This window comes from Streptomyces sp. NPDC052114, from assembly GCF_040680155.1.
GTDB lineage: Bacteria > Actinomycetota > Actinomycetes > Streptomycetales > Streptomycetaceae > Streptomyces.
This window is the reverse complement of record NZ_JBFAWC010000023.1, coordinates 1-12,423: the sequence shown is the minus strand read 5'-3', so window position 1 is coordinate 12,423 and position 12,423 is coordinate 1. Positions and strand designations below refer to the sequence as shown.

Annotated in this window: 15 protein-coding genes; 8 read left to right on the top strand and 7 right to left on the bottom strand. The window is 71.0% G+C overall.

Annotated features, from left to right (window positions below; all coding sequences use genetic code 11):
* Positions 1–88: 88 nt before the first annotated feature.
* The 3 genes from AB0L89_RS35580 to AB0L89_RS35570 form a co-directional block, all read right to left on the bottom strand.
* Entirely contained in the window at positions 89–781 is a 693-nt protein-coding gene (locus tag AB0L89_RS35580) for a transglycosylase SLT domain-containing protein (protein ID WP_365150792.1), read from the bottom strand.
* A 323-nt stretch (positions 782–1,104) separates the two neighbouring features.
* Positions 1,105–2,169 (bottom strand): S-adenosylmethionine:tRNA ribosyltransferase-isomerase, encoded by a 1,065-nt coding sequence (locus AB0L89_RS35575; protein WP_365150789.1) that lies wholly within the window; start codon positions 2,167–2,169, stop codon positions 1,105–1,107.
* Positions 2,166–2,867 (bottom strand): SDR family NAD(P)-dependent oxidoreductase, encoded by a 702-nt coding sequence (locus AB0L89_RS35570; RefSeq protein ID WP_365150786.1) that lies wholly within the window; start codon positions 2,865–2,867, stop codon positions 2,166–2,168. The genes AB0L89_RS35575 and AB0L89_RS35570 overlap by 4 nt, the downstream gene beginning before the upstream one ends.
* 225 nt (positions 2,868–3,092) lie before the next feature.
* Between AB0L89_RS35570 and AB0L89_RS35565 the strand changes: the two genes are divergently transcribed.
* The 4 genes from AB0L89_RS35565 to AB0L89_RS35550 all read left to right on the top strand — a co-directional run bounded on the left by AB0L89_RS35565 (position 3,093) and on the right by AB0L89_RS35550 (position 5,785).
* Complete coding sequence (locus AB0L89_RS35565) at positions 3,093–4,238, top strand: GAF domain-containing sensor histidine kinase (RefSeq protein ID WP_365150783.1); 1,146 nt, start codon at positions 3,093–3,095, stop codon at positions 4,236–4,238.
* Positions 4,231–4,875: a response regulator transcription factor gene (locus tag AB0L89_RS35560; RefSeq protein ID WP_365150780.1), complete on the top strand. Its 645-nt coding sequence runs from the start codon at positions 4,231–4,233 to the stop codon at positions 4,873–4,875. The genes AB0L89_RS35565 and AB0L89_RS35560 overlap by 8 nt, the downstream gene beginning before the upstream one ends.
* 172 nt (positions 4,876–5,047) lie before the next feature.
* Positions 5,048–5,293, top strand: a complete 246-nt coding sequence (locus tag AB0L89_RS35555; RefSeq protein ID WP_069887228.1) for a chaplin — start codon at positions 5,048–5,050, stop codon at positions 5,291–5,293.
* A 252-nt stretch (positions 5,294–5,545) separates the two neighbouring features.
* Complete coding sequence (locus AB0L89_RS35550; RefSeq protein ID WP_069887229.1) at positions 5,546–5,785, top strand: chaplin; 240 nt, start codon at positions 5,546–5,548, stop codon at positions 5,783–5,785.
* Between the two features lie 71 nt (positions 5,786–5,856).
* On the opposite strand, the gene AB0L89_RS35545 is transcribed toward AB0L89_RS35550, so the two are convergent.
* Entirely contained in the window at positions 5,857–6,639 is a 783-nt protein-coding gene (locus tag AB0L89_RS35545; RefSeq protein WP_365150776.1) for a hypothetical protein, read from the bottom strand.
* A gap of 121 nt (positions 6,640–6,760) precedes the next feature.
* On the opposite strand from AB0L89_RS35545, the gene AB0L89_RS35540 reads away from it, so the two are divergent.
* The 3 genes from AB0L89_RS35540 (at position 6,761) to AB0L89_RS35530 (ending at position 9,089) form a co-directional block, all read left to right on the top strand.
* Positions 6,761–7,558 carry an ABC transporter ATP-binding protein gene (locus AB0L89_RS35540; protein WP_069887236.1) on the top strand — a complete coding sequence of 266 codons (798 nt, stop codon included), beginning with the start codon at positions 6,761–6,763 and terminating at the stop codon, positions 7,556–7,558.
* Positions 7,559–7,643: 85 nt separating this feature from the next.
* Positions 7,644–8,072, top strand: coding sequence for an NfeD family protein (locus tag AB0L89_RS35535; protein ID WP_365150771.1), 429 nt, complete (start codon positions 7,644–7,646; stop codon positions 8,070–8,072).
* 81 nt (positions 8,073–8,153) lie between these two features.
* Positions 8,154–9,089 (top strand): SPFH domain-containing protein, encoded by a 936-nt coding sequence (locus tag AB0L89_RS35530; RefSeq protein WP_365150768.1) that lies wholly within the window; start codon positions 8,154–8,156, stop codon positions 9,087–9,089.
* A gap of 81 nt (positions 9,090–9,170) precedes the next feature.
* On the opposite strand, the gene AB0L89_RS35525 is transcribed toward AB0L89_RS35530, so the two are convergent.
* From AB0L89_RS35525 to AB0L89_RS35515, 3 genes are all read right to left on the bottom strand, one after another.
* The gene (locus AB0L89_RS35525; protein WP_365150765.1) at positions 9,171–9,677 is read right to left on the bottom strand and encodes an HNH endonuclease; all 507 of its coding nucleotides are present in this window, start codon (positions 9,675–9,677) and stop codon (positions 9,171–9,173) included.
* Between the two features lie 166 nt (positions 9,678–9,843).
* Positions 9,844–10,383, bottom strand: a complete 540-nt coding sequence (locus AB0L89_RS35520) for a YbhB/YbcL family Raf kinase inhibitor-like protein (RefSeq protein ID WP_365150762.1) — start codon at positions 10,381–10,383, stop codon at positions 9,844–9,846.
* Positions 10,384–10,427: 44 nt separating this feature from the next.
* On the bottom strand, positions 10,428–11,210 hold the full coding sequence (locus AB0L89_RS35515; protein ID WP_365150759.1) for a sporulation protein: 783 nt from the start codon (positions 11,208–11,210) through the stop codon (positions 10,428–10,430).
* A gap of 163 nt (positions 11,211–11,373) precedes the next feature.
* Here AB0L89_RS35515 and AB0L89_RS35510 point away from each other — a divergent pair, with 163 nt between their 5' ends.
* Entirely contained in the window at positions 11,374–12,015 is a 642-nt protein-coding gene (locus AB0L89_RS35510; RefSeq protein ID WP_365150756.1) for a DNA-3-methyladenine glycosylase, read from the top strand.
* Positions 12,016–12,423: the final 408 nt, after the last annotated feature.

The window sequence follows — 12,423 nt, the reverse complement described above, 5'->3', positions numbered from 1 at the left end:
AGGGCGGCACCCCGAGTGGTGTGCCGCCCTTCGGCGTCCGTGGGCCTCGCCGTCGGCTGAAGAGGTCCGTTGATCAGGCGATCAAGGCTCAGTAGGCGCCGTTCACGTTGTCGATCGAGCCGTACTTGTCGGCCGCGTAGTTGGCGGCGGCCGTGATGTTGGCGACCGGGTCGTAGATGTTCGTCGAGGTGCCGTCGACGTGGTACGCGTTGAACGTCGGCTGGATGACCTGGAGCAGGCCGATCGACGGGGTGCCGTTGATGGCGTTGATGTCCCAGCCGTTCATGGCGTTCGGGTTGCCCGTGGACTCGCGCATGATGTTGCGGTGCAGGCCGTCGTAGGAACCGGGGATGCCCTTGGACTTCATGATGTCCAGGGACTGGCGGATCCAGCCGTCGAGGTTGTTGGTGTAGACGGGCTTGCGGGCGGCGGCGCGGCTCGCGGCCTCCTTGGCCTTCCGCTCGTCCTCGGCCTTCTTCTTCGCGGCGGCCTCGTCGGCGGCCTTCTTGTCGGCGGCGGCCTTCGCCGCGGCGGCCTTGGCCTGCTTGTCGGCGTTCGACTGCTGCTTGGAGACGCTCGCGTGGACCGCCTGCTGCGCGTCGGCGGACGCGACGAAGGCCACGGGGGAGACGTCGGCGGCCTGAGCGGTGGCCTCGGAGCTGCCCGGCACGAGGGAGAAGGCGAGGGCGGCGGCGCCGAGCGTGGCGACACCGGCGATCGAGAACTTCTGGGTCTTGGTCAGCGCGCTGCGACTATGACCAGGAGTGCTGTGCTGGGACATGCGAGTGGACCTCTTCGAGTAGCGGAGGTCGCTCTGGTCCGGCGGGGACAGGTTGCTTCTCCGGCACAAACGCCGCGGTGGTGAGACCGCGGCGCCGAGCGACGGGAGCAATTCTTAGCGGCAGCAAAATTCCGTGGCAAAGGTGTGACGTACGATCCCGGGTAGTGGATCAGGGGGTGCGCCGATGCCTCCGACGGCCACGCACCCCCGGTACATAAAGGGATTCCTTATCCACTAGGGACCTTCGTACGTGATGTGCGTCCTATGCGCGGGCTCACATCGGACGTGTAACAGTCTCACCAACCGTTGCCCCAGCAACGCTCTCAGTGAGGAACGTCCTCCCGCAGGAGGAGGTGGACGTCGCCGAACTCGTGCCACAGGTAGAGACGGCGTACCGCCTCCGCGTACCCCCGCTCGACCGCCGCCCGGCCCGCCACGGCCTCCAGCATCAGCAGATGCGACGCCTCCGGCTCATGGAGCCCGGTCAGCAGACCGTCCACCACCCGCACCCCGCGCTCCGGGGTGACCACCAGCTCGGTCCGGCCCGCCGCCGCCCGCACCACCCCGTCGGCCCCCGCCGCCGACTCGACGGCCCGCACCGCTGTCGTCCCGACCGCCACCACCCGGCCCCCGCCCGCTCTGGCCGCGTTGATCAGCCGCGCCGACGCCTCGGGCACCGCGAAGAGCTCCGGGTACGGCGGCTCGTGCGCCTCCTGCGAGGCGACCCCGGTGTGCAGCGTGACCGGCGCGAACTGCACGCCCCGGCTCACCAGCTCCGCCACCATCACCGCCGTGAACGGCCGCCCCGCGCTCGGCATCTCCGCACTCCCCGCCCCATCGGCCGACGGCAGCGCGAAGACGGTCTGGTACGCGGAGAGCGGCTGGTCCCTCTCTGTATAGGAGTAACGAATGGGACGCCCGTGCCGCCGCAACAGCTCCGGCACGTCCGCAGCCACCCGCACCCACCACAGCCGCCCGCTCCCCGCCGCCATCGGCTCCTCATATACAAGGGGTACGCCCCCGGGGAGCCGCACCACCGCACCGGCGGGTCCACCGGCCCGCGCGCGCGTCGTGCCCCGCCCGTCCGGATCGCGCAGCTCCACCGCCCAGCGCCCGTCCTCGCCCCGCGTCGAGAAATGCACCACCACGCGCGCGTGCCCGAGCCGACCATCCACGGCCGCCGCCAGAGTCCGCGACGTATTGACGACGAGCAGGTCCCCTGCCCGCAGCAGCGCGGGCAGCTCCGGGAACGCGTGGTGCGCGACCTCCGTGCCGTACGACACCAGCAGCCGCACCGCGTCCCTGCCGCGCCCCGGCCCCCGCTGCTCGGCGGGCACGCGCGCGTGCAGGGAGTCCGGCACGCACGGCGGCGCGCCCGCCACGCTCACCGCGCCTCCCCGAGCAGGGCGGGCGCCGCGTAACGGCCACTGGCGGGCCGCTCCGCGAGCACCCGCAGGAACGCCGGCACCACGCTTTCCGGCAGCGGCCGCCCGGACGCGTCGTCCACCGGCACCGCCGCCTGGTACAGATCCGTCCGCATGTCCCCGGGATCGACCGCCCACACCCGGATCCCGGGCTCCTCCTCGGCGAGGACCGCCGAGAGGTGGTCCAGGGCCGCCTTGGACGCCCCGTACCCGCCCCATGTCTCGTACGCCTCGACCGCCGCGTCCGAGCTCAGGTTCAGGACCGCCCCCGCGGGCGAGCGCCGCAGCAGCGGCAGCGCCTCCTGCACCAGACCCAGCGCCGCCACCACATTCGTCTCCAGCGCCGCCCGCAGCCCGTCGAGCGCCAGCCCGTCCAGGCGTACGAGCGGCTCCGCGCCCAGCGCGCTGGCGTTGTTGACCAGGAGATCGAGCCCGCCGAGCCGCCGCGCCGCGGCCACCAGGTCCGCGCGGTGCCCCGCGTCGGTCACATCCCCGGCGAGCGCCTCCACACGCGTGCCGTGCTCGCCCAGCTCCCGGGCCGACTCCGCCAGGACGGCGGCGGTCCGCGCGTCGAGCACGAGATCCCAGCCGCTCTCCGCGAGCGCCGCGCCCAGCGCGCGCCCCAGCCCCTTCGAAGCCCCCGTGATGATCGCTACCGGCATGACATCCGTCCCCTCGGGTCGTCTCGCGTCCGGCGGCCGCGTCCTCGGCCCCGCACCGGACGACCCCACCGTAGGAACGGCCCCGCACCGCCCACCTCGTGCGCGAGCCGCAACTTCCCGGGGCCCTTCGCCCTAGTACGGACCACCGGCCTAGGCCCCGCGCCCTAGGCGGACGCCTCCACAGGTCGGATACGCACGGTCACGGCGCGCCGGTACGGTGTGGCCATGAGTCAAGGACCCCGATCCGGCCTGAACGCGGTGAGCTCCGCGCTCCTCGCCATGAGCAGGCACCTGGAGGTGCGCGACGTCCTCAAGACGATCGTCGCCTCGGCCCGCGAACTGCTCGACGCCGAGTACGCCGCGCTCGGGGTCCCCGACGACCACGGCGGCTTCGCCCAGTTCGTCGTCGACGGCGTCAGCGACGAGCAGTGGAAGGCCATCGGCCCGCTGCCCCGCCAGCACGGCATCCTCGCCGCGATGCTCCAGAAGGCCGAGCCCGAGCGCCTGGCCGACGTGCGCGAGGACCCCCGCTTCGAGGGCTGGCCCGCCGCCCACCCCGACATGTCCGACTTCCTCGGCCTGCCGATCCGCTACGGCGACGAGACGCTCGGCGCGCTCTTCCTCGCCAACAAGAAGTGCGCCAAGATCCAGGGCAGTTGCGGCTTCACCGCGGACGACGAGGAACTGCTCACCCTCCTCGCCCAGCACGCCGCCATCGCCCTCACGAACGCCCGGCTGTACGAGCGCAGCCGCGAACTGACCATCGCCGAGGAGCGCTCGCGCCTCGCGCACGAACTCCACGACGCCGTCAGCCAGAAGCTCTTCTCGCTGCGCCTGACCGCCCAGGCCGCCGCGGCCCTGGTGGACCGCGACCCGTCCCGGGCCAAGGGGGAGTTGCAGCAGGTGGCGGTGCTCGCGGCCGAGGCGGCCGACGAACTGCGCGCCGCCGTCGTGGAGTTGCGCCCCGCGGCCCTCGACGAGGACGGCCTGGTCGCCACGCTGCGCACCCACACCCAGGTCCTGCACCGCGCGCACTCCGCGAAGGTCACCTTCGAGTCCAACGGCGTGCGGGCGCTGCCGGCCTCCCAGGAGGCGGCCCTGCTGCGGGTCGCCCAGGAGGCTCTGCACAACGCCCTGCGGCACTCCGGCGCGGAGTGCGTCACGGTGGTCCTGGACAAGCGCGGCGCCGGCGCCGTCCTGCGCGTCACGGACGACGGCACGGGCTTCGACCCCACGGCCATACGGCGCGCGGGGCGGCACTTGGGTCTGGTCTCCATGCGGGACCGGGCGAGCGGGGTCGGCGGACTGCTGACCGTGGAATCGGAGCCCGGCAAGGGCACGACGATCGAGATGGAGGTCCCCGGTGGCTGACAACAGGATCCGGGTGCTGCTGGTCGACGACCACCAGGTGGTCCGCCGCGGTCTGCGCACGTTCCTTGAGGTCCAGGAGGACATCGAGGTCGTCGGCGAGGCGTCGGACGGCGCCGAAGGGGTCGCGCGGACCGAGGAGCTGAAGCCGGACGTCGTCCTGATGGACGTCAAGATGCCCGGCATGGACGGCGTCGAGGCGCTGCGCAAGCTCCGTGAACTGGCCAACCCCGCGCGCGTGCTCATCGTCACCAGCTTCACCGAGCAGCGCACGGTCGTCCCGGCCCTGCGCGCCGGCGCCGCGGGCTATGTGTACAAGGACGTCGACCCGGACGCCCTCGCCGGCGCCATCCGCTCGGTGCACGCGGGGCACGTCCTGCTCCAGCCCGAGGTCGCGGGCGCGCTGCTCAGCCAGGAGGAGGCGGGCGGCGGCCAGGGCAGGGGAGGGTCGCTCACCGAGCGCGAGCGCGAGGTGCTCGGCCTGATCGCCGACGGCCGCTCCAACCGCGAGATCGCCCGCGCCCTCGTCCTCTCCGAGAAGACCGTCAAGACCCACGTCTCGAACATCCTGATGAAGCTGGACCTCGCCGACCGCACCCAGGCCGCGCTCTGGGCGGTGCGGCACGGCGTGACCGGATGACCGGACGGCGCGGGCGCACACCCGGCGGAGTCAGCGCGGACCGTCACCTTCCGGTCTGAGATTCATACCGTCGTGTGAGCATCCCGGGCGCGGCGCATCCTGTGGTGCGCCCGGCCGTTCTCCAGTGCGTGCCGCGACGGCTGGTCGCGGCGATCGCAAGGAGGGTCAAGAAGTGAAGAACCTGAAGAAGGCCGCTGCCGTCACGCTCGTAGCGGGTGGCCTCGTCGCCGCCGGCGCCGGTATGGCCTCCGCCACCGGCGGTGCCCACGCGAACGGCGAGGCCGTCAAGTCGCCGGGCGTCGGCTCGGGCAACCTGGTTCAGGCCCCGGTGCACGTCCCCGTGAACGCGGTCGGCAACACCGTGTCCGTCATCGGCGCCCTCAACCCGGCCTTCGCGAACGACGGCGTCAACCACTGACGCACGCCACAGAGGTGACCACCGGCCCCCCGGAGTACTTCCCCGGGGGGCCGGTCCGGCGTTGCGCGCGGGCCCGCGCGCGGGGCTCGTAACGCGTCACGCGCCCTCAAGTTCCGCTGTTCGCACGGTGATTGATCCAAAAGAGGGCATCGCCGCCGCGCCCCGTGTCATCCGGACGGCCCAGGCGTTTCCCAGCGTGCGACCCCACGGCTGGGGTCGCGTACGGAAATTCCAGCAGGAGGAACGCTTCCCATGAACATCGCCAAGAAGGCCGCCCTGGCCGTCGCCGTCGCCGGTATCGCCGCGGGCGGCTCCGCGGGCGCCGCGTTCGCCGACGCGGACGCCAACGGCGCGGCCACCCAGTCCCCGGGCGTCGGCTCCGGCAACCACGCCGAGGTCCCGGTGCACGTCCCCGTCAACGTGAGCGGCGACAGCATCAACGTGATCGGTGTGCTCAACCCGGCCTTCGGCAACCACGCCGTCAACGACTGACGCACCGCCTCCACCGGCACACGAGGCCCCGCGGACCGCACGGTCCGCGGGGCCTTCGCCGTACCCGGCCCTCAGCGCCGCTCCCGCTCCTCCACATACGCGTTGTACGCGGCCACTTGGGCCCGCCGGGCCGTGCGCTCCACCGGACGCAGCGCCTGTCCCCGCGCGGCCATCTCCGAGGCACTGACGGCCCCGCCGGGCCCGTTCGCGTACGCGAGGGAGATCAGCAGCGCGACCCGCTGCGCCAGCTCCAACACCCGCACCGCGCGCGGCGGATACCCCGGCGCGAGCACCTCGCGCCCCCGCTCGGCGCGCGCCCGGTACGCGTCGAGCGCCGCCTCCGCGACCGGACCCGACCCGGCGACGTCGAGCCGCGACAGGACCTCCGTCGCCTCCCGCAGCGCCTCCGCGAGCTCGCGCTCCGCCTCGCCGAGCGAGGGCACGTCCGCCGGCGGCGCCTCGCGCACGGGCAGACAGTGCCAGACGACCTCCACGTGTACGTCGCCGTCGGGCCCGGCCTCGTACACCTCGGGCACCAGACCGTACGGCGCGCCGAACGCGACCACGGCCTCCTCCGCCTCCAGGGCGCGCGCGTTGAACTCGGGCGGTCCGCTCAGCCCGAGCGGATGCCCCGGCGCGGGCAGCGCCACCCGAAAGCCCGTCACCCCGAGACCGCGCAGGCGGCCCATGGCGAGCGTGAGCCCGACCGGCCCCGGCTCCCCGGGGAGTCCTTCGACCCGGTGCACCGCGTCCTCGCCGACCATCGCGAGCGCCGCGTCATCCGGGGATACAAGTCCGGCCAAAAGGGCATTTCCCCATGCGGCCAGGCGTCCTGAGCGTGGTTCCGAGAGCATGCACACAGCCTAAGGACCGGGCTCACGACAGGAACCGTCGGCCGGTGGCGTAGGTTTTATCCGGGGGCCGCGTCCACAGGCGCGAGCGACGACCGAGACTGCAATGGGAGACAGCGCGCTCATGAGCGATGTACTGGAGCTTGAGGACGTATCCGTGGTCCGCGAGGGCCGGGCTCTGGTGGACCAGGTCTCCTGGTCGGTCAAGGAAGGGGAGCGCTGGGTCATCCTCGGACCGAACGGCGCGGGCAAGACCACGCTCCTCAACGTCGCGTCCAGCTACCTCTTCCCGAGCAGCGGCACCGCCACCATCCTCGGCGAGACCCTCGGCACGCCCGGCACCGACGTCTTCGAGCTGCGCCCGCGCATCGGCGTCGCCGGCATCGCCATGGCGGAGAAGCTGCCCAAGCGCCAGACCGTCCTCCAGACGGTCCTCACCGCGGCCTACGGCATGACCGCCGGCTGGCACGAGGACTACGAGGACGTCGACGAGCAGCGCGCCCGCGCCTTCCTCGACCGCCTCGGCATGAGCGACTACCTCGACCGGAAGTTCGGCACCCTCTCCGAGGGCGAGCGCAAGCGCACCCTGATCGCCCGCGCCCTCATGACCGACCCCGAGCTCCTCCTCCTCGACGAGCCCGCCGCCGGCCTCGACCTCGGCGGTCGCGAGGACCTCGTCCGCCGCCTCGGCCGCCTCGCCCGCGACCCGATCGCCCCCTCGATGCTCATGGTCACGCACCACGTCGAGGAGATCGCCCCCGGCTTCACGCACGTCCTCATGATCCGCCAGGGCAAGGTCCTCGCGGCCGGCCCCCTGGAGCTGGAGCTCACCTCCCGCAACCTCTCCCTCTGCTTCGGCCTCCCGCTGGTCGTCGAGCAGAAGGGCGAGCGCTGGACCGCCACGGGCCTGCCCCTCGGCTGACGGGCGCGCGGTACCGGCCGCACCGGCGCGAACCGACTGATCGGCACCCTGTCCCGAACAGGACCGGCGGTCCTACCATGACCATGTGGACATCGACGCATGGGTGTGGTGGCTGATCGGCGCCGCCGCGCTCGGAATCCCGCTCGTACTGACCGCGATGCCGGAGCTGGGCATGCTCGCGGTGGGCGCCGTCGCGGCCGCCGTGACCGCGGGCCTCGGCGGCGGCACGGTCCTCCAAGTGGTGGTCTTCGCCGCCGTCTCGGTGGCGCTCATCGCCGTCGTACGCCCCGTCGCGGCCCGGCAACGCTCCCAGCGCCCCGAACTGGCGACCGGAGTCGACGCGTTGAAGGGCAGGACCGCCGTCGTCCTCGAACGGGTCGACGCCGGCGGCGGACGCATCAAACTCGCGGGCGAGATCTGGTCGGCCCGCGCCCTCGACACCGAGCGCGCCTTCGAGCCCGGCCAGGAGGTGGACGTCGTCGAGATCGACGGGGCCACGGCCGTCGTCATGTGAATGGCCCACAGGCCGTGCGGCGGTCTGACAGACTCGACCAGCAAGATCTTCGCCGAGGCATGAAGGGTACGGGGAACCACGATGGAACCAATCATCATCGTCCTGATCATTCTGGTGGTGCTGGTCTTCATCGCCCTGATCAAGACCATCCAGGTCATCCCACAGGCCAGCGCGGCCATCGTCGAACGCTTCGGCCGCTACACGAGAACGCTGAACGCGGGACTCAACATCGTCGTCCCGTTCATCGACTCCATCCGCAACCGCATCGACCTGCGTGAACAGGTCGTGCCGTTCCCGCCCCAGCCGGTGATCACCCAGGACAACCTGGTGGTCAACATCGACACGGTCATCTATTACCAGGTGACCGACGCCAGGGCCGCGACGTACGAGGTCGCCAGCTACATCCAGGCGATCGAGCAGCTCACCGTCACCACCCTGCGCAACATCATCGGTGGCATGGACCTGGAGCGGACCCTGACCTCCCGCGAGGAGATCAACGCCGCGCTCCGGGGCGTCCTCGACGAGGCCACCGGCAAGTGGGGCATCCGCGTCAACCGCGTCGAGCTCAAGGCGATCGAGCCGCCGACCTCCATCCAGGACTCGATGGAGAAGCAGATGCGCGCCGACCGTGACAAGCGCGCCGCGATCCTCCAGGCCGAAGGTGTCCGGCAGTCGGAGATCCTGCGCGCCGAGGGCGAGAAGCAGTCCGCGATCCTGCGCGCCGAAGGTGAGGCCAAGGCCGCCGCGCTGCGGGCCGAAGGCGAGGCCCAGGCGATCCGCACGGTCTTCGAGTCCATCCACGCCGGCGACCCGGACCAGAAGCTCCTCTCCTACCAGTACCTCCAGATGCTCCCGAAGATCGCCGAAGGCGACGCCAACAAGCTCTGGATCGTGCCCAGCGAGATCGGCGACGCCCTCAAGGGCCTGTCCGGCGCCATCGGCAACTTCGGCCCGCTGGGCGGCGGCCCGAGCGCCCCGGCGGCGACCGAACGCCGCGAACAGCCGCCGATCGACTGACGCGCGGGAGCGCGACAAGCCCGGAACGGCCCGCGGCCGGACACCAGTCGGTGTCCGGCCGCGGGCCGTGGTCGTCGAGGTCTAGGCCGCGGGCTGCGCCAGCCAGTCCGGCAGGGAGGCCAACTCGTCCCGCCCGAGCGACAGGAGCATCGCGTCCGCGGGCGTCGGCTCGAAGGGCTGCCGCAACAACGGCATCCCCGCCTCCTCCGGCGTCCGGTCCGCCTTGCGGTGATTGTCCGTCGCACACGAAGCGACCGTGTTCAGCCACGAGTCGGCGCCGCCCTGCGACCGCGGCACCACGTGGTCCACCGTCGTCGCGCGCCTGCCGCAGTACGCGCACCGGTGCCGGTCCCTGACCAGCACACCCCGCCTCGACCAGGGGGCCTGTCTTCGGAACGGCACCCGCACGAACCTGCACAGCCTGATCACCCGCGGCACCGGAATGTCGATCGCGGCCGCGCGCACACGGAGCCCGGGATGGGCCTGCTCGACCACGGCCTTGTCCTGGAGCACCAGAACGACGGCTCGGTTGAGCGTCACCGTCGAGAGCGGCTCGAAGCTCGCGTTCAGCACCAGCGTGTCCCGCATCAACCTGCCCACCTCCCGTATGCACCGGCCCACCGCCTGGCGGGCTGGGATCAACTCTGGCCGGGCACGCCGAGATGGACAACAAAATAAAAAATGCCCGCCTCTGATCACTTCCATGACCAGAGGCGGGCAAACAACCGATGAACGCTCAGTTCATTACGGCTGCTCAGCTCTCGGGGAGAGCGGCGTACTCCGCGAGCACGTGCGCCCGCGCGAGCGTGTGGAACCGGAGGTTGAAGCCCACGACCGCCGGAGAGGCGTCCGAGTCCGGGCCCAGCTTCTCCTGGTCCACCGCGTACACGGTGAAGACATAGCGGTGCGCGGGGTCCCCGGGCGGCGGGGCGGCGCCCCCGAAGTCCTTCGTGCCGTAGTCGTTGCGCACCTGCACGGCGCCCTCCGGCAGCCCCTCGAACTTGCCGCTGCCCGCCCCCGTCGGCAGCTCGGTGACCGAGACCGGGATGTCGAAGACGGTCCAGTGCCAGAACCCGCTGCCCGTGGGGGCGTCCGGGTCGAAGCACGTCACGGCGAAGCTCTTGGTCCGGGGCGGGAAGCCCTCCCACCGCAGCTGCGGCGAGGTGTTCCCGGCCGCGTAGACCTGAGCGTCCTTCAGCACCGCACCCGGCTCGAAGTCCTCACTGGCGACCGTGAACGACGGCACGGGCGGGTGGAAGTCATGGGGAAGCGGCGGCCTCTTGAGCTCGGTCACGTCGGCACCTCCTGGTTGTTGGTCCTCGTTGATCCTGTCCGAGCCTAGAACCAGTTGCGCTTGCTGCCGACCTGGGACAGCCACTCGTTGAGGTACGCGGCCCAGTCCGTGCCCTGGAAGTCGTTCAGCCCCACCTTGAACGACCGGAACGAGTCGCTGCCCTCGCTGAACAGGCCCGGCTTCTTGTCCATCTCCAGGACGACGTCCATCTCGCGGTCGTCCGCGACGAAGCTCAACTCGACCTGGTTCAGGCCGCGGTACTGCTGCGGCGGGTAGAACTCGATCTCCTGGTAGAACGGCAGCTTCTGCCGCGTGCCCCGGATGTGACCGCGCTCCATGTCCGCGCTCTTGAAGCGGAAGCCCAGCTGGATGAAGGCGTCGAGGATCGCCTGCTGTGCCGGCAGCGGGTGCACGTTGATCGGGTCGAGGTCGCCCGAGTCCACGGCGCGCGCGATCTCCAGCTCGGTGGTCACACCGATGTTCATGCCGCGCAGCTGCTGACCGTCGATGCTCGTGACCGGCGTCTCCCAGGGGATCTCCAGACCGAACGGCACCGCGTGCACCTGGCCGGCCTGCAGCGTGAAGGCGCCGCCGAGCCGCACCTTGGTGAACTCGATGTCCTGCTTGGTCTCCTGGTCGCCGCTCTCCACCTCGACACGGGCCTGGAGGCCGACGGAGAGCCCCTCGATCTGCTGGTCCACGGACCCGCCCTGGATCCGCACCTCACCCTGGACCACGCCGCCCGGCACCACGTTGACCTCGGTCAGCACGGTCTCGACCGAGGCACCACCGGCCCCAAGACTCGCGAGCAGCTTCTTGAACCCCATGACTCTCCACTCCCCAGGCCGCCGCCTGTGGCTCGACTCGACTTGAATCCTTGATCCGTACAAACGCGAGGGGACCGTGCGCGGTTCCGTGTCATCACCCTGGCAATCGGACGGCCCGAGGACCACCCGTACGCACGGACCGGGTGCACTACGCTCGTACGCCATGATCGCGGCCCCTGACCGTACGCCCCTCACCCGGGACTTCTTCGACCGCCCCGTCCTGGAGGTCGCGCCCGACCTCCTGGGCCGCATCCTCGTACGGGACTCGGAGGCCGGTCCGATCGAGCTGCGCCTGACAGAGGTGGAGGCGTACGCGGGAGAGGCCGATCCCGGCTCGCACGCGTATCGCGGCCGGACCGCCCGCAACGGCGTGATGTTCGGGCCGCCCGGACACGTGTACGTCTACTTCACCTACGGCATGTGGCACTGCATGAACCTGGTGTGCGGTCCACAGGGCACGGCGGGCGCGGTCCTGCTCCGCGCGGGAGAGGTCACGGCCGGTGCCGAGCTGGCCCGCAAACGTCGACTATCGGCCCGCAACGACAAGGAACTGGCCAAAGGCCCGGCCCGCCTGGCCACCGCCCTTGACGTGGACCGCAGCCTCGACGGCAGCGACGTCTGTGGGGAGCGGCCCGCCCCCTTCATGGTGCTGACCGGCACCCCTCCCCGCCCCGACCAGGTCAAGAGCGGTCCCCGTACAGGGGTGGCGGGGGAGGGCGGCGTCCACCCCTGGCGCTTCTGGACGGCCAACGACCCTACGGTCAGCCCTTATCGGGCCCATACGCCCCGACACCGCCGAACTTGACGCGGCCTTGGTGCCTCCGTAACGTAGTCCGAGCCGCTGAACCGGGTACGACAATCTGTCGGGAGCCGGAAGCGGCCAACCACTACCTACGACTTCCCCTCGGCGGGGGCTTATTTCGCATGCTCGCATGCAGAAATTCGAACCCGCGGAACTCGATTATGAGTTGCGGAGGGAATCCGCTAACGTAGTGAACACGCCGAAGGGCAGCCGCGAGGCAGCCAAAAGGCAAAGGCCCTCCAACGGCCACCGGAAATGAAATCCGAACCGGGAACGGAACGGAAAACAGATCTGGTAAGGTTGGAAACACGAAATGCCGAAGGGAAGCGCCCGGAGGAAAGCCCGAGAGGGTGAGTACAAAGGAAGCGTCCGTTCCTTGAGAACTCAACAGCGTGCCAAAAGTCAACGCCA

What these genes read in the sequence shown, in the direction of transcription:
- AB0L89_RS35550 (WP_069887229.1), top strand. Translation starts at nt 5,546, where the DNA reads ATGAACATCGCCAAGAAGGCCGCCCTGGCCGTCGCCGTCGCCGGTATC.
- AB0L89_RS35525 (WP_365150765.1), bottom strand. Translation starts at nt 9,677, where the DNA reads ATGCGGGACACGCTGGTGCTGAACGCGAGCTTCGAGCCGCTCTCGACG.
- AB0L89_RS35530 (WP_365150768.1), top strand. Translation starts at nt 8,154, where the DNA reads ATGGAACCAATCATCATCGTCCTGATCATTCTGGTGGTGCTGGTCTTC.
- AB0L89_RS35510 (WP_365150756.1), top strand. Translation starts at nt 11,374, where the DNA reads ATGATCGCGGCCCCTGACCGTACGCCCCTCACCCGGGACTTCTTCGAC.
- AB0L89_RS35540 (WP_069887236.1), top strand. Translation starts at nt 6,761, where the DNA reads ATGAGCGATGTACTGGAGCTTGAGGACGTATCCGTGGTCCGCGAGGGC.
- AB0L89_RS35580 (WP_365150792.1), bottom strand. Translation starts at nt 781, where the DNA reads ATGTCCCAGCACAGCACTCCTGGTCATAGTCGCAGCGCGCTGACCAAG.
- AB0L89_RS35515 (WP_365150759.1), bottom strand. Translation starts at nt 11,210, where the DNA reads ATGGGGTTCAAGAAGCTGCTCGCGAGTCTTGGGGCCGGTGGTGCCTCG.
- AB0L89_RS35545 (WP_365150776.1), bottom strand. Translation starts at nt 6,639, where the DNA reads ATGCTCTCGGAACCACGCTCAGGACGCCTGGCCGCATGGGGAAATGCC.
- AB0L89_RS35570 (WP_365150786.1), bottom strand. Translation starts at nt 2,867, where the DNA reads ATGCCGGTAGCGATCATCACGGGGGCTTCGAAGGGGCTGGGGCGCGCG.
- AB0L89_RS35565 (WP_365150783.1), top strand. Translation starts at nt 3,093, where the DNA reads ATGAGTCAAGGACCCCGATCCGGCCTGAACGCGGTGAGCTCCGCGCTC.